This is a genomic window from Hungatella sp. L36 (assembly GCF_014288035.1).
On sequence record NZ_JACOPC010000003.1, the window covers coordinates 185,730 to 200,283 of the forward strand.

Consider the following 14,554-nt stretch of genomic DNA (forward strand, 5'->3'; position numbering starts at 1 on the left):
TAGATAATATGAGGGAAAGCATTATTATTTATCGATCCGGAATCCGGAGTATGCGGTCATGCCGTGCTCATGCATATCCAGTCCGTCCAGCTGTTCCTGATCGGATACCCGCAGGCCGATGGTCAGGCGGATCACGGTGAAGATAAGGAATGCCAGCACCGCCGCGTACACAAGCACGGATACGACTCCGGTCAGCTGTGTGACGAAGCTGCATCCTTCGCCGAATACACCGGTCAGCAGAGTTCCCACCAGACCGCAGCAGCCATGTACGCCTATGGCGCCTACCGGATCATCCACACGGACCACCTTGTCGATGAACTCGATGGCCAGTACGACGACAAATCCGGCGATGACGCCGATGATGATGGCCTCATAGGGAGTGACGACATCGCAGCCGGCGGTGATGGCCACGAGACCGGCCAGCGCTCCGTTCAGAGTCATGGAGACATCGGGCTTGCCGTAACGGGCCCAGGTGAATAAAAGGGTAACGAGAGTGGAGGCGGCAGCCGCCAGATTCGTAGTTATGGCGATATCTCCCAGGGAGGTGGAGGCGGCGGTGGTGGAACCGCAGTTGAATCCGAACCAGCAGAACCAGAGGATGAACACGCCCAGGAAGCCCAGGGGAATGTTATGGCCGGGAATTGCGTTCGGTGTCCCGTCACTGTTGTATTTCCCAAGCCGGGGACCGACGATTTTTGCTCCGACAAATGCACATACGCCGCCAACCATGTGTACGGCCGTGGAACCGGCAAAATCGTGAAAGCCTATCTCGGCCAGCCATCCGCCGCCCCAGATCCAATGGCCGGTCACCGGATAGATGAAGATACTGATCGCTGCCGAATAGACGAGGTACGAAGAGAATTTCGTCCGTTCCGCCATGGCGCCGGAGACGATGGTCGCGGCAGTGGCACAGAACACCGTATGGAATATCATGAATACGCCGATGGGGAGTCCGTTGATCATCCCGTTTGCATCCGCCAGGGAATAGGGATTTAGAAAACCGGATCCGCCGATGATGCCGGCGATATTCTTTCCGAACATGAGAGGGAAGCCGAGAATGAAGAAAAAGAGGGAGCCGAGAACGAAGTCCATCATATTCTTCATACAGATGTTTCCCGCGTTTTTTGCCCTGGTGAAGCCCGTTTCGACCATGGCAAAGCCTGCCTGCATGAAATAGACGAGAAAAGCGCCGAGCATGGTCCACATAATATTCATCAATAAGGTTGTTTCTTCCATAATTTTATTCCTCCTGAACTGTTTTGGTAAACGCCGCCAGAATCCCGGGAATGGATGCAGGAAGGGGATAACCGCTTACCGGCCGGTAAGCAATTATCCCCTTTGATAATTTATATATTGGATTCTGTATGGAGTTTAAAGTGGTACGGTCAAACCGCGGCCGCACGGCCGGTGATACGGGATAGCAGGGTGCTACAGAGCCTCGCGTCCGTGCTCTCCGGTACGGATCCGGATGGCGTCCTGAACGTCGTAGACGAAGATCTTTCCGTCACCGTAATTTCCCGTGTTGATCTCATCGACGACCGCATCGATGATGGGATCCGCCAGTTCCTTTGGAATCACGGTTTCCACCTTTACCTTTGGAAGCAGGTTCACATTGTATTTGGTGCCCCGGTACATCTGCGTATACCCCTTCTGATTGCCGTAGCCCATGACATTGCTGATCATGATGCCGTTGACCCTGCAGCCTTCCAGAATCGCTTTTAAGTTCTCCAGCTTTTCCGGTCTGATGATGATTTCCAGCTTTTTCATACCGCATATCCTCCTTTATGGTGTTGACAACAAAAACGAGGGCCATTCCTTAAGTGGAACGCCCTCGTTCGATATTAAACATTATACATTTCTGAAAATAAATGTCAAATACATTTTGTAACGGAATAATTAGAAATATTTGTGAAATATTGACAAAATTATGCGGCCACAAAACGTAGAAAAGACTTGTGCTTTTTCCTCTTTCGTACTATACTTAATACTGTATACAAAATAACGAAAAAGTACAATCTGAAGAGATTAAGAAAATGCGAGGTATTTATGCCTATGATAAGACATCTTGGACTTAAGGCCTATGGGAAGATTAATCTGGGGCTCGACGTTCTTAAGAAGAGAGAGGATGGATACCATGAGGTCCGTATGATTATGCAGACGGTCGGACTTTATGATAAGATTGATCTTTACTTAAAGGAGACGCCGGGGATTACTGTCCAGACCAATTTATACTATCTTCCGGTAAACGAGAATAATCTGGTGTACAAGGCGGCAAAGCTTTTGATGGACGAGTTCCACATCAACCACGGTGTCACCATTCATTTAAAGAAGTTTATTCCGGTATCTGCCGGGATGGCGGGGGGCAGCAGCGACGCCGCGGCCGTGCTGTTCGGAGTGAACAAGATGTTTAACTTAGGGCTATCCATGGAAGCGTTAATGGAGCGCGGCGTGAAGATCGGGGCCGATGTCCCCTACTGCGTGATGCGGGGGACGGCGCTCTCGGAGGGAATCGGTGAGATTTTAACGCCCCTGCCGCCTATTCCCCAGTGCCAGGTTCTGATCGCCAAACCGGGCATCAGCGTCTCCACTAAATTCGTATATGAGCATCTGGATGCCGCTTCCCTGCGTCCGTCGGACCATCCGGACATTGACGGCATGATAGCAGCTATCCGGAAACGCGACATATACGGGGCCGCCTCCCTGCTGGGCAATGTGCTGGAGACGGTCACAATACCGGAATACCCTGTGATTGCGGAGATCAAGGACCGGTTAAAATCACTGGGAGCGGTAAATGCCCTGATGAGCGGCAGCGGACCCACGGTTTTTGGAATATTTACAAGCCCGAAGGCGGCGGAAGAGGCCTACGAGGAAATGCGTTACGGCAAGTCGGCCAATCTGGCGAAATCTGTATATCTGACTAATTTTTACAATACAAAGGAGGTTTCCCATGGGAAATGATCTGAAGGTGAACATGAATGAATATCTGCCGCTGCGCGATGTGGTTTTCAATACGCTGCGCCAGGCTATCTTAAAAGGAGAACTGGCTCCTGGCGAACGTTTAATGGAGATTCAGCTGGCGGAGCGTCTGGGCGTTTCCAGAACACCGATCCGTGAGGCGATCAGAAAGCTGGAGCTGGAAGGTCTGGTGCTGATGATTCCGAGAAAGGGCGCCGAGGTCGCGAAGATCTCTGAGAAGAGTCTTCGGGATGTCCTGGAGGTGAGACGTTCTCTGGAGGAACTGGCGATAGAACTGGCCTGTCAGAGGATGACAGAGGAAGAGGTAGATGCCCTGGAACAGACCCAGGAGGAATTTAAGGCTGCGGTGGCCTGCGGAGATGCCATGAAGATCGCGGAGACCGATGAGACGTATCACGATGTCATCTATAAAGGCACCGGTAACGACAGGCTTGTACAGATTCTCAATAATTTAAGGGAGCAGATGTACCGTTACCGCCTGGAATACATCAAGGACGAGGATAAGCGTCAGATTCTCCTTCTCGAGCACGACAAGATCTTAAAGGCTGTGAAGCTGCGCCGTGTGGAGGAAGCCAAGGAGGCCATGAGGGAGCACATCGATAACCAGGAAATCACGGTTTCCAGAAATATAAAGGAGCAGGAGGGCTAAAGACATATGATGACGTTTAAGGACCGGTATTTGGCAGGTGAAGTCGAATTTGAGGCGATTGACGATTACGTGGAAGAGTGGAACGGCAGCGACGATCCCCGTACTCTGGCCCGGTTTCTGGGGCTTAATGAGGAAGAAGAAGACATCTGGATTGAGGAAAGTGATGAAGCTCTGAAAGAGCTTCTTGACAGCAAAAAATAAATGAGCATAAAATTTATAAAAAAAGTATAACCTTTATTGACAAGGTGACAACATGTCATTATAATAAGTGACAGGTTGTCACCTTTTGCGTTTAAAATTATGGCTGGCCGGAAAAAGGGTGAGAACGAATAAAGAGGGGTGAGAATATGCCGACAGAACGATTTAATAAGTTGCCGGAGGAGAAGAAAAAAGCGATACGTGACGCGGCCATGGAAGAATGCATCCGGGTTCCTTTCGAAAAGGTCTCCATCAATAAAATAATTCAGAATGCAGGAATATCCAGAGGAAGCTTTTACACCTATTTTGAAGATAAGCGGGATTTGGTGAGATACATATTCAGCGACACGGCGGATAAGCTGAAATTCTTCTGGACGAAGTCCGTGGTCACACACGGCGGGAACCTGTGGATTGCCTCGGAGGAACTGCTGGATCAGGCGATTATCTTCGCACAGAAGGGGAAGATGTTCCAGATGATGCAGAGTATCGTTCTCTACCAGGACTTCGACAAGCTTTTTGCGGAAATCCATGGAAGCAATGGTGTGAGTGAAGAAAAGGGCAACGAAATCTTAGAGGCACTGTACGAGGTGACGGACAAGGAGAAGTTCCGCAAGATCGATATGGATTCCTTTGGAATTCTCGTGTCCATGATCATGGGCTGTGTGATGGAAAGCATAGGCTGGTATAACCGGCATATGGAGAGTGAGGAAAATATTAAGAAAATTTTCCGTGAAAAATTAGAAATACTGCAACATGGAATTTGTAAACAGTAACTAGAATAATCTTTGTAACGAAGTGAGGAGTTCAGCATGAGTAAGAAGAAAGTAATTACAATCGCAGTCAGCGTAGTGTTGGTGGCTGCTGTGGCAACCTTAATCGTAACCAATGTTGCCGGAGGAAAGAAAGAGGAGGTCGTGGCGGAGGTGCCGCCGGTGGTAGCCGCAGAGAATCCGGAACTTCGTTCGATCGAGGTGAGTACAGAGCTGATCGGTACGATTGAACCGGACAGCATCGTGTATGTAACACCGAAGGGAGCCGGAGAAATCATAAGCGTCAACGTGCAGACCGGCGATCAGGTGACGGCGGGCCAGCTGTTATGCGAGATTGACACGAAGCAGGTGGAAGCGGCAAGACTTACCATGGAGACGGCCCGGGTATCGTATGAGGATGCGAAGAGCAATCTGGACCGCTATTCCGTGCTGCATGCGGCAGGGGATATGGCCGAAGCTGATTTCCAGAAGCTGGCCGATAATGTAGAACTGGCAAGACTGCAGTATGAGAGTGCAAAACTGGGGTATAACCTTCAGCTTGAGAGCAGCCAGGTTACCTCCCCGATCGCAGGCCGTGTGGAGAGCTATAATGTAAAGCTTCACGATATGGTTTCCCAGCAGAGCCAGATCTGTGTCATCGCCGGAGCGGGCGACGGCAAGGCGGTTACCTTCTACGCTTCAGAACGGATCGTAGGGGGTCTGAAGGCTGGAGATCCTGTCACAGTTGAGAAAAATGGAACAGACCACGTGGCGTCGATCACGGAGGTGAGTTCCATGGTTGATCCGCAGAGCGGCTTATTTAAAGTAAAGGCATCCATTCCGGATGGAGGCGCGCTGGCTACAGGAACCTCCGTAAAGCTTCGCGTGATTTCCGAGAAGGCCGAAAATGTGCTCACTGTGCCGGTTGACGCAGTCTACTATGAGGGCGGCAGTCCCTATATTTACACATACGGAGACGGTGTTCTCCACAAAAATGCGGTTACGGTGGGAATTGCTGATAACAGCTTCATCGAAGTAAAAGATGGAATTAACGCAGGCGATCTGGTTGTTACTACATGGACAACAGAGTTTTATGACGGATCCAAAGTCACCTTAAGCGAAAATCAGACATCAGAAGACGGGACACCAGACGCTCAGACCGAAAGTTTCAGTCAGACAGAGCCGGCTGATGCGAATCAGTAAGGGGGCGGAAGAATGGGAATTACAAAAAGTGTTTTAAAGAGACCCATCACCACCGTCCTGGCCGTTCTATGCCTTCTGGTCTTCGGTTTGTCTTCCGTGTTCTCCTCCAAGATGGAGCTGACACCGGAGATGAATTTCCCGATGATGATGATAACCGCCGTATACGCGGGAGCCAGCCCGGATGATGTCAATGAGCTGATTACAAAGCCCATCGAGGAATCGGTTGGAACCCTGTCCGGCATTAAGAATATTCAGTCCATGTCCCAGGAAAATATCTCCATTGTCATGATGGAGTATGAATACGGCACGGACATGGATAAAGCGTATTCCGATTTGAAGAAGAAGATGGACAGCATCACCATGCCGGATGATGTGGATTCGCCAAGCATCTTCGAATTTAACATGAATGACATGCCGAGTATTACACTGTCAGTCAATGATCCCTCGGCGGATAACTTATACAATTACGTGAGCGATGAGATCGTTCCGGAATTTGAGAAAATATCATCCGTAGCCAGCGTGGATTTAAGCGGCGGCCAGGAGGGCTATATCAGAGTCCGCCTGATCCCTGAGAAGATGAATCAGTATCATCTGAATATGAATTCCATCAGCCAGGCCATTAAGAGCGCGGATTTCACCTACCCGGCAGGAAGCACAGGGGTAGGCAAACAGGATTTATCGGTCAGTACCTCCGTGAAATTCGATACGGTGGAGAGCTTAAAAAGAATTCCGATCGTAGCCGGAAGCGGAAAGACCATCTATTTAGAGGATGTGGCAGACGTGTCCGAGACAACCGGAAAGGATACCAGTATTGGCCGTTATAACGGAGAAGATACCGTGTCCCTGTCCATCAACAAGCAGCAGAAGAGCAGTGCGGTAGACGTATCGAAGTCGGTAAACCGCACGATCGAGACGCTGAAGGCAGAGCATCCGCAGCTGGAGATGATCGTTGTCAATGATACCAGCGAGCAGATTACCTCCGCACTGAGTTCCGTGACGACCACCATGGTTATGGCGGTTATCATTTCCATGGTTATCATCTTCCTGTTCTTCGGAGATATCAAGGCGTCCCTGATCGTCGGAAGCTCCATCCCGGTATCGATCCTGGCGGCCCTGATCCTGATGTCGGTTATGGGATTTTCCCTGAACGTTGTTACCATGGGAAGCCTGGTTCTCGGCGTCGGTATGATGGTCGATAACTCCATCGTTGTGCTGGAAAGCTGTTTCCGCTCCCACAAGGGGCAGGGCTTCCGGGAATACATGGAGGCGGCGCTGGAAGGAACCGGCAAGGTTATCCAGTCGATCTTCGGCGGAACCGTTACCACCTGTGTCGTATTTATCCCGCTTGCACTCTTAAAGGGTATGTCGGGACAGATGTTCGCACCGCTCGGTTTCACCATCGTATTCTGTATGGCTGCCTCACTGATCTCCGCTATGACCATTGTTCCGCTGTGCTACAGCCGGTTCCGTCCGGTGGAGAAGAAGAATTCTCCGGCCTCCGGCATGGTTCGCTGGCTGCAGGAGGGCTACCGGAATATCATCGGAAAGCTGCTGAATAAGAAAAAGACGGTTATGGTGGTTTCCGTACTGCTTCTGGTGGTATCCTTTGTGATCGCCGGCCGGCTGGGATTCGCCCTGATGCCTGATGTGGACCAGGGAACCGTGGCCGTGACGGTAGAGGTTCGCCCCGGTCTCAAGATAGAAGAGGTGGATAAGATTCTGAGCAAGGTGGAGGCGATTGTCAAAGCCGAGCCTGACAGGAAGTCCTATATGGTTACATACGGCGGCAGCGGATTGTCCCTGGGCGGAAGCAGCGCTTCTCTGACCGCATATTTGAAGGATGACAGAGAACTCACCACAAAACAGGTCGTGGATAAATGGAAGAAAGAGATGCGGGATATCCCGGACTGCAACATAACCGTGGAATCCAGCTCCATGATGAGCTCCTTCAGCAGTTCCAACGATTTACAGGTTATTTTACAGAGCTCCCAGTTAGATGACTTGAAAGAGGCATCCGACAATCTGGTTGATGAGCTCACACAGTATCCGGGCCTCATCAAGGTGCATTCCGATCTGGAAAACGCAGCTCCGGTTATCAAGGTCCATGTGGATCCGATCGAAGCGGCTGCGGACGGCGTCGCTCCGGCCTCTGTGGGAGGACTGCTCAACAACATGTTAAGCGGTGTGAAGGCGATGACCATGGACGTGGACGGCAACAACGTGGACGTTAAGGTCGAATATCCGGATGGCGAGTATGATACGCTGGATAAGGTAAAGGGAATCACGATTCCAACGCAGACAGGCGGTTCCGTGGCGCTTACCGATATCGCTGATATCGTTTATGAAGACAGCCCGGCCGGAATCACACGTAAGAATAAACAGTACCAGGCGACCATCACGGGCTCCTTTACCGACGAGGTGTCTACCGACAAGGAAAAGACGGAAGCTCTGAAGAAGATCAATGAACAGGTGGTAAACAAATACTTGAACAGCTCGGTTACAAGAGCGAAAAACAGCGTTGACGAGTCCATGTATGAGGAATTCAGCGCCCTGTTCAAGGCCATTGCCATCGCGATCTTCCTGGTATTCGTAGTTATGGCGGCTCAGTTCGAGTCACCGAAGTTTTCACTGATGGTCATGACGACCATTCCGTTCAGCCTGATCGGTTCCTTCGGTCTGCTGGCGGCCGCGGATGTCATGATTACCATGCCTTCCTTACTGGGCTTCCTGATGTTAATCGGTACGGTTGTGAACGCCGGTATTCTTTATGTCGATACGGTCAACCAGTACCGCTCCACGATGGATAAGCGAACGGCCATGATTGAGGCGGGCGCGACGAGACTTCGTCCTATCCTCATGACGACTCTGACGACCATCGTGTCCATGATCCCGATGGCGATCGGATACGGAAGCAACGGAGAACTGATGCAGGGGCTTGCCCTTGTCAATGTCGGCGGCCTGACGGCTTCGACCATTCTGTCCCTCCTGATGCTGCCGGTTTACTACTCGATCATGAGCGGAAAAGTGGATACGGAGCCAATGCCGGACTAAGTTATATGAAAACTGGAATAATGTGTCTTTGAACTTATTGCAGTTATATGGTAAGATAAGGATACGAAAAAAGAGCAGATGATTCAGACTGTAACATAAAATCCATCCGGTACAAGGTTAGGAGGACCAATTGATGAAAAAATGGAAACAGATTAGTGCCTGCTGTCTGGCAGCAGTTCTGGCGGCTGCGGCTCCGACAGGGACTGCCTGGGCCGGAAGCCCGGAATTCGCCAGAAGCGCCGAGGAGTGGGCAAAGCTTCGCGATAACGTCATGGAGTATGACGAACTGGCGGGGCTGATACATGAATATAATGTGACGGTACAGAATAATCAGCGTGATTATAACGAGAAAAAGAATAAAACAAGCGATGAAATCGCACAGGATTACCGGGATGCGGCCGACGCGGTCCGGAGCAGCATGTCTGGGGACGACAGTCCCCAGGCTATCATGCAGGACAGCATGGCGGAAGCGCAGGCTTTAAGCCTGGAGCAGCAGGCCGATGACAATGTGGAGGACAGCGAGATTTTCAAGATGACCTATGATCAGACAGAGGCCACGCTTGTATCCAACGCTCAGACTAATATGATCTCCTACCACCAGAAGGCCCGGGACCTGGACTTGAAGAAAAAGAACAGGGAACTGCTGGCCGCGACCTATGACTCCGTGGTGCTTAAGATGAATCACGGCATGGCCACGCAGATGGATGTGCTGACTGCCCAGGAGAATTTACAGAACGCGGATGCGGCGATCTTAACCGCCGAGTCCGATCTGGAGAATACGCGCCAGAAGCTCTGTGTTATGCTGGGCTGGAGATACGACGCTTCCCCGGAGATCCGGGAGATCCCGGCCGTGGATTTAAACAGAATCCAGTCCATGGATCCGGCGGCAGACAAAGCCAGGGCCCTGGAGAACAACTACACGCTTCGCATCAACAAAAAGAAACTGGCCAACTCTTCGAATAATTCGAAAAAAGAGAGCCTTCAGATGACCATAGACGATAACATCCAGAGAATCGGATCGTCCGTGGATTCGGCATATAAGAATGTGATTCAGAGCCAGACCGCCTATCAGCAGGCAGCGGTATCCTTAGAGGTGGCTTCCAAGAACATGGAAGCGGCCGAGAGGAAGATGCAGATCGGTACGCTCAGCCGACTGGATTACTTAAACCAGCAGTATGCGTATCTCCAGGCTCAGGTAGCCATGGAAGACGCGAGTATGGCGCTGTTCCAGGCTGTGGAATCGTATGACTGGAACATCGATGGCCTGGCGAGTGCCAGCGCAGGCATGTAACCGGTGGATGGGATAGCTTACAGCCGGAAGGAGTAAAGGCATGAAAAAATGGAAAATGATAATGTGTATGGCTCTGGCCGGTACGCTTTTAGCCGGAGGAAGTTTCTCTTCCTGGGCAAAGCTGTCGGATTATGATGCGGAGACGGCGGCGCGGCTTCAGGACGATAAACTGGAGTACGACGAACTGGAGAATCTGATCAGGGAGTACAATCCCGAGATCAGCTACGCATATAATCAGCTGGATTTCTCGGACGATGATACGGCCTCGACGGTCAGAAATCTGAAAGATTCGATAGAGAAAAATGATTATAAAGATACGGTTAAGGCGCTGAAGGAACAGAAGAAACAGCTGGAAGCGATGCCGGATTTCGAGGGCAAGGATGCCGCCCTACAGGAACTGAAGACGACAATTAAGGGGCTGGAGTCCATGCTGGACGCCCCGTCGGCCACGACGAAAGCAACGGATAAACAGCTGGAGAAGGCGAGAAAACAGATTGACACGGGAGCGAGATCGGCTTTAAAGGGCACACAGACCCTGATGATTACGTATGACAATCTCCGCGCCCAGGTGCAGACCCTGGAAAAGGTGGAAGAGCTTCAGAAGGAAGCGCTGGAAGCCGCGAAGCTTCAGGCAGGGCTAGGGATGGCGACGGACACCGGCGTACTGCAGGCCCAGAGCGATCTGCTGTCCAGTCAGTCCCAGCTTGACAATCTGCGTAACCTCTCTAATAATCTGCGCAGCCAGCTCTGCCTTTTAACGGGCTGGAAGGTGGACGCCACACCGGAGATCGGTACGGTCCCCGCTGCGGACCCGTCGAAGATCGACAACATCGATCTGGCGGCCGATATTTTGAAGGCCATCGGCAATAACCAGACCCTGATATCACAGCGTCATGCGTCATCCACAAAGTCCACGGCCGCTATCGACAACCGTCTGAAGAATATTGACGTGTCGGAACAGCAGCTGACGGTGGAAATGCAGCGGCTGTATTCGGTCATGCAGCAGAAAAAGGTGCTCTACGACGCGGCCAACACGGCGTACCAGAAGGCTCTTCTGGCCAAGGGCGCCGCAGAACGCCAGTATGACCTGAAGATGCTGAGCAGACTGCAGTATCTCGGCGCAGAGGCCCAGTTTTACCAGGCGGAAGGCGCGAGAAAATCGGCTGACACCGCGCTGCTTCAGGCTATGCTTGACTATGACTGGGCAGTCCAGGGATATGTGTCCATTCCACAGTAGGATTACAGAGCAGGGGATGCATTTATGCCCAACAGTAGGATTACAGAGCGGGGGACGCATTTAAGCTCAGCAGTACTAATTTTCCAGCAGCTCAAGGAATTTTGAACGAATCCGGATATGGACCTCCGGCTGCTTCTTAAGAAGCGCCTGATAGTCCGCGGCATCGAGGGATTCTCTTAATATTTCCCGGGAAGAATCGGGAACGACCGCGTAGGTCGAATCAACAAAACAAAGCGGAGGATAGAGGACACACCACCAGTTGTGTCCTTTTCCTTTGCCTATTTCCACCCGCACCGCGTCGTAGGTGCCGCAGGGAAATACCATGTCGCCGTAGGTTTTTGAGGGGAAATAGCATTCTGTTACCTCCATATGTGCAGGATAATCATATCCTTCCGCTTTCATGTAATCTTCTGCCTCCTGCTCCAGGCTGTCCTTATTGGCAAGGACATACTCTTTCGTATCATCCAGTGATGCATTTTCCCCCAGTTTCTCATATATTGAATCGAGGAGCAGGGTTCGCACGCGCAGCTTCAGCTGCTGATCTTCGTCGGAATCGCTGTTGGCCAGAACGTGGAAACGCAGAATTTCCGGGGCGATCCGGGCGGCCATGGCTTCGTCGCTCTGGCGCTGGCCGGCCATGGTGAATAAGAATGCCAGAAGAAGGCAGGTTAAGCACAGGAATAAATCACGTCTATATTTCATAAGGAACCTCCATTTTACAGTCAGGAATTATCTATTTGTTGTAATTGTAACCATATGTGCTATAATATAAACACTGTAAAAAGGAAATTCCTGCAGCAGCAATCCCGCGGGAAAAGGAAAGTATGAGGAGAAAGTAAAATGAACAGGAAAACAGCGGTTGTCTTATTTGGCGGTCAGTCATCTGAGCATGTGGTATCCTGCATGTCTGTGGTCAACGTCATCAATCATATGAATAGAGAGAAATACGACCTTCTTTTAATTGGAATCACGGAAGAGGGCCATTGGATCAAAGTGGAATCCGTGGAGGCGATCGAGTCCGGCAGCTGGAGAGAGGGGACGGTAAATGCCGTCATATCTCCCGATGCCACGAAGCAGTGCGTCATATTAACCGAGGGAGACCGTGTGGAGTTTGTGAAGGCGGATGTGGTATTTCCGGTGCTTCACGGGCTGTATGGAGAGGATGGCACCGTTCAGGGACTCCTGGAGCTGGCCAGAATCCCGTACGTGGGCTGCGGCGTGCTGGCATCTGCCGTATCCATGGATAAATTGTATACAAAGATCGTGGTAGACGATTTAGGCGTGCGCCAGGCCGCCTACGTCCCCGTCATGCGGTCTGACTTAAACGATATGGCCTCCGTAGTCGGCAGAGTGGAAGCGAAGTTCTCCTACCCCGTATTCGTAAAGCCGTCGAATGCCGGTTCGTCGAAGGGCGTGGCCCGTGCGGACGGCAGGGAGGAGCTGGAGGCAGCGCTTCGCGAGGCGGCAAACCACGACCGCAAGATTCTTGTGGAGGAGATGATCAAGGGCCGGGAGATCGAGTGTGCAGTATTTGGCGGCGGACTGATTCCGGTGGAAGCCTCCGGAGTCGGAGAGATCCTGGCGGCCGCGGAGTTCTACGATTTTGACGCAAAATATTACAATTCCGATTCCAGAACGGTTGTGAATCCGGACCTTCCGGGAGACGCGGTGAATCAGGTACGGGAAGCGGCAAAGGCCATTTTCCAGGCGGTGGACGGCTACGGCCTCGCCCGCGTGGACTTCTTCGTTAAGGATGACGGAACCGTGGTATTTAATGAGATCAACACACTGCCGGGCTTCACGGCCATCAGCATGTATCCCATGCTCTGGGAAGCCGCAGGAGTCACCAAGGATCAGCTGGTAGACCGCCTGACGGAGCACGCATTTGACCGCTGCCGGCTTTAGAAAACGGATCAAAACTTAAGGAGAGACACTATGGCAGACAGGAATTCACCCATAGGGGTATTTGACTCCGGCGTCGGTGGTCTGACCGTTGCGCGGGAGATTATGAGACAGATGCCGACAGAACGGATCGTCTATTTCGGCGATACCGCCAGAGTTCCATACGGCAACAAGTCCGGCAATACGGTAATCCGTTTCACGAGACAGATTATCCGCTTTCTTCTGACTCAGGATGTAAAGGCCATCGTTATCGCATGCAACACCGCGACAGCCTATGCGCTGGAAGCGGTGGAGGGGGAGCTGGATATTCCCATCATCGGCGTAATTCACGCCGGCGCCAGGACGGCGACCCAGGCCACGAAAAATGGAAAGATCGGCATCATCGGCACGGAAGGAACGATCCGCAGCGGCGTCTATACAAAGGTGATGAAGGGGATGCGCTCCGACATCGAGGTGACCGGCAAGTCCTGTCCCCTCCTGGTTCCGCTGGTGGAGGAAGGGCTGCTTCACGATTCCGTAACAGATGAGATTGCGTCCCGTTACTTAAGCGAACTGAAGGGCAAATATATAGACACTCTGGTTCTGGGCTGCACCCATTATCCGCTGCTGCGTTCGACGGTAGGGCGTCTGATGGGACCCGAGGTGACACTGGTCAATCCGGCGTATGAGACGGCCCTGGAACTGAAACAGGTTCTGGAGGATGCGGATCTATTATGCGGAGGTCCCCAGGACGGCCAGGAGCAGTATCGCTTTTATGTCAGCGATCTGGCAGAAAAATTCACCAGCTTTGCGGCGTCGATTCTTCCCGGAGAGGTGAAGGAAACGAGACAGATAAACATAGAGGAGTTTTGAGATGACAAGAGATGTACTGATTACCATAAGCGGCATTCAGTTGGCGGACGGTGACAGCAATGAAGTCGAGATGATCACCGCCGGTGATTATTTCCAGAAAAACGGCAGCCATTACATTCTGTACGACGAGGTAATGGAAGGCCAGAACGATATTATCAAAAACACAATCAAGATCCGTCCCGAGGGCCTTGACATCATAAAACGCGGAAGCTCCAGCGTCCACATGACATTTGAAAAGGACAGGAAAAATCTTTCCTGTTATGCGACACCCTTCGGAGAGATGATGATCGGCATCAACACCAACGACATCCTCATCGCCGAGGACGAGGACAGCTTAAAGGTCCGCGTATCCTATTCTCTGGACATCAACTATCAGCATGTATCGGAGTGCAATATCAATTTGGATATTCACTCAAAGTCTACTGCGAATATTCATTTGTGATATG

General features: G+C 51.5%; 14 protein-coding genes. 11 read left to right on the forward strand and 3 right to left on the reverse strand.

Features of this window, described 5'->3' with window-relative positions:
- Positions 1–24: 24 nt before the first annotated feature.
- Together H8S80_RS09615 and H8S80_RS09620 are read right to left on the reverse strand one after the other, a co-directional pair.
- Positions 25–1,236, reverse strand: a complete 1,212-nt coding sequence (locus H8S80_RS09615) for an ammonium transporter (RefSeq protein ID WP_117630666.1) — start codon at positions 1,234–1,236, stop codon at positions 25–27.
- Between the two features lie 192 nt (positions 1,237–1,428).
- Positions 1,429–1,767 (reverse strand): P-II family nitrogen regulator, encoded by a 339-nt coding sequence (locus H8S80_RS09620; protein WP_002604750.1) that lies wholly within the window; start codon positions 1,765–1,767, stop codon positions 1,429–1,431.
- A gap of 285 nt (positions 1,768–2,052) precedes the next feature.
- On the opposite strand from H8S80_RS09620, the gene ispE reads away from it, so the two are divergent.
- The 8 genes from ispE (at position 2,053) to H8S80_RS09660 (ending at position 11,354) form a co-directional block, all read left to right on the forward strand.
- A complete protein-coding gene (ispE, locus tag H8S80_RS09625; protein ID WP_025532271.1) occupies positions 2,053–2,958 on the forward strand; it encodes a 4-(cytidine 5'-diphospho)-2-C-methyl-D-erythritol kinase in 906 nt (301 codons plus the stop codon).
- Entirely contained in the window at positions 2,948–3,625 is a 678-nt protein-coding gene (locus H8S80_RS09630) for a GntR family transcriptional regulator (protein ID WP_002604748.1), read from the forward strand. The genes ispE and H8S80_RS09630 overlap by 11 nt, the downstream gene beginning before the upstream one ends.
- Before the next feature lie 6 nt (positions 3,626–3,631).
- Positions 3,632–3,826 (forward strand): hypothetical protein, encoded by a 195-nt coding sequence (locus H8S80_RS09635; protein WP_002604747.1) that lies wholly within the window; start codon positions 3,632–3,634, stop codon positions 3,824–3,826.
- A 146-nt stretch (positions 3,827–3,972) separates the two neighbouring features.
- Positions 3,973–4,596: a TetR/AcrR family transcriptional regulator gene (locus tag H8S80_RS09640; RefSeq protein WP_002604746.1), complete on the forward strand. Its 624-nt coding sequence runs from the start codon at positions 3,973–3,975 to the stop codon at positions 4,594–4,596.
- Positions 4,597–4,632: 36 nt separating this feature from the next.
- Positions 4,633–5,775, forward strand: a complete 1,143-nt coding sequence (locus tag H8S80_RS09645; RefSeq protein WP_002604745.1) for an efflux RND transporter periplasmic adaptor subunit — start codon at positions 4,633–4,635, stop codon at positions 5,773–5,775.
- Between the two features lie 12 nt (positions 5,776–5,787).
- Entirely contained in the window at positions 5,788–8,826 is a 3,039-nt protein-coding gene (locus tag H8S80_RS09650) for an efflux RND transporter permease subunit (RefSeq protein ID WP_002604744.1), read from the forward strand.
- Positions 8,827–8,959: 133 nt separating this feature from the next.
- On the forward strand, positions 8,960–10,117 hold the full coding sequence (locus tag H8S80_RS09655) for a TolC family protein (RefSeq protein ID WP_117502598.1): 1,158 nt from the start codon (positions 8,960–8,962) through the stop codon (positions 10,115–10,117).
- 40 nt (positions 10,118–10,157) lie between these two features.
- Positions 10,158–11,354: a TolC family protein gene (locus H8S80_RS09660; RefSeq protein WP_117630667.1), complete on the forward strand. Its 1,197-nt coding sequence runs from the start codon at positions 10,158–10,160 to the stop codon at positions 11,352–11,354.
- A gap of 75 nt (positions 11,355–11,429) precedes the next feature.
- Here the strand turns inward: H8S80_RS09660 and spoIIR are convergent, their stop codons facing one another.
- Positions 11,430–12,056, reverse strand: coding sequence for a stage II sporulation protein R (spoIIR, locus tag H8S80_RS09665; protein WP_117630668.1), 627 nt, complete (start codon positions 12,054–12,056; stop codon positions 11,430–11,432).
- Between the two features lie 138 nt (positions 12,057–12,194).
- On the opposite strand from spoIIR, the gene H8S80_RS09670 reads away from it, so the two are divergent.
- From H8S80_RS09670 to H8S80_RS09680, 3 genes are read left to right on the forward strand one after another with little or no spacing between them, the layout of a single operon-like run.
- Positions 12,195–13,259, forward strand: coding sequence for a D-alanine--D-alanine ligase family protein (locus H8S80_RS09670; RefSeq protein WP_117630669.1), 1,065 nt, complete (start codon positions 12,195–12,197; stop codon positions 13,257–13,259).
- A 30-nt stretch (positions 13,260–13,289) separates the two neighbouring features.
- On the forward strand, positions 13,290–14,108 hold the full coding sequence (gene murI / locus H8S80_RS09675) for a glutamate racemase (protein WP_002604739.1): 819 nt from the start codon (positions 13,290–13,292) through the stop codon (positions 14,106–14,108).
- A 1-nt stretch (position 14,109) separates the two neighbouring features.
- Positions 14,110–14,550 carry a YwiB family protein gene (locus H8S80_RS09680; RefSeq protein ID WP_117630670.1) on the forward strand — a complete coding sequence of 147 codons (441 nt, stop codon included), beginning with the start codon at positions 14,110–14,112 and terminating at the stop codon, positions 14,548–14,550.
- Positions 14,551–14,554: the final 4 nt, after the last annotated feature.

What these genes read in the sequence shown, in the direction of transcription:
- H8S80_RS09615 (WP_117630666.1), bottom strand. Translation starts at nt 1,236, where the DNA reads ATGGAAGAAACAACCTTATTGATGAATATTATGTGGACCATGCTCGGC.
- H8S80_RS09620 (WP_002604750.1), bottom strand. Translation starts at nt 1,767, where the DNA reads ATGAAAAAGCTGGAAATCATCATCAGACCGGAAAAGCTGGAGAACTTA.
- ispE (WP_025532271.1), top strand. Translation starts at nt 2,053, where the DNA reads ATGATAAGACATCTTGGACTTAAGGCCTATGGGAAGATTAATCTGGGG.
- H8S80_RS09630 (WP_002604748.1), top strand. Translation starts at nt 2,948, where the DNA reads ATGGGAAATGATCTGAAGGTGAACATGAATGAATATCTGCCGCTGCGC.
- H8S80_RS09635 (WP_002604747.1), top strand. Translation starts at nt 3,632, where the DNA reads ATGATGACGTTTAAGGACCGGTATTTGGCAGGTGAAGTCGAATTTGAG.
- H8S80_RS09640 (WP_002604746.1), top strand. Translation starts at nt 3,973, where the DNA reads ATGCCGACAGAACGATTTAATAAGTTGCCGGAGGAGAAGAAAAAAGCG.
- H8S80_RS09645 (WP_002604745.1), top strand. Translation starts at nt 4,633, where the DNA reads ATGAGTAAGAAGAAAGTAATTACAATCGCAGTCAGCGTAGTGTTGGTG.
- H8S80_RS09650 (WP_002604744.1), top strand. Translation starts at nt 5,788, where the DNA reads ATGGGAATTACAAAAAGTGTTTTAAAGAGACCCATCACCACCGTCCTG.
- H8S80_RS09655 (WP_117502598.1), top strand. Translation starts at nt 8,960, where the DNA reads ATGAAAAAATGGAAACAGATTAGTGCCTGCTGTCTGGCAGCAGTTCTG.
- H8S80_RS09660 (WP_117630667.1), top strand. Translation starts at nt 10,158, where the DNA reads ATGAAAAAATGGAAAATGATAATGTGTATGGCTCTGGCCGGTACGCTT.
- spoIIR (WP_117630668.1), bottom strand. Translation starts at nt 12,056, where the DNA reads ATGAAATATAGACGTGATTTATTCCTGTGCTTAACCTGCCTTCTTCTG.
- H8S80_RS09670 (WP_117630669.1), top strand. Translation starts at nt 12,195, where the DNA reads ATGAACAGGAAAACAGCGGTTGTCTTATTTGGCGGTCAGTCATCTGAG.
- murI (WP_002604739.1), top strand. Translation starts at nt 13,290, where the DNA reads ATGGCAGACAGGAATTCACCCATAGGGGTATTTGACTCCGGCGTCGGT.
- H8S80_RS09680 (WP_117630670.1), top strand. Translation starts at nt 14,110, where the DNA reads ATGACAAGAGATGTACTGATTACCATAAGCGGCATTCAGTTGGCGGAC.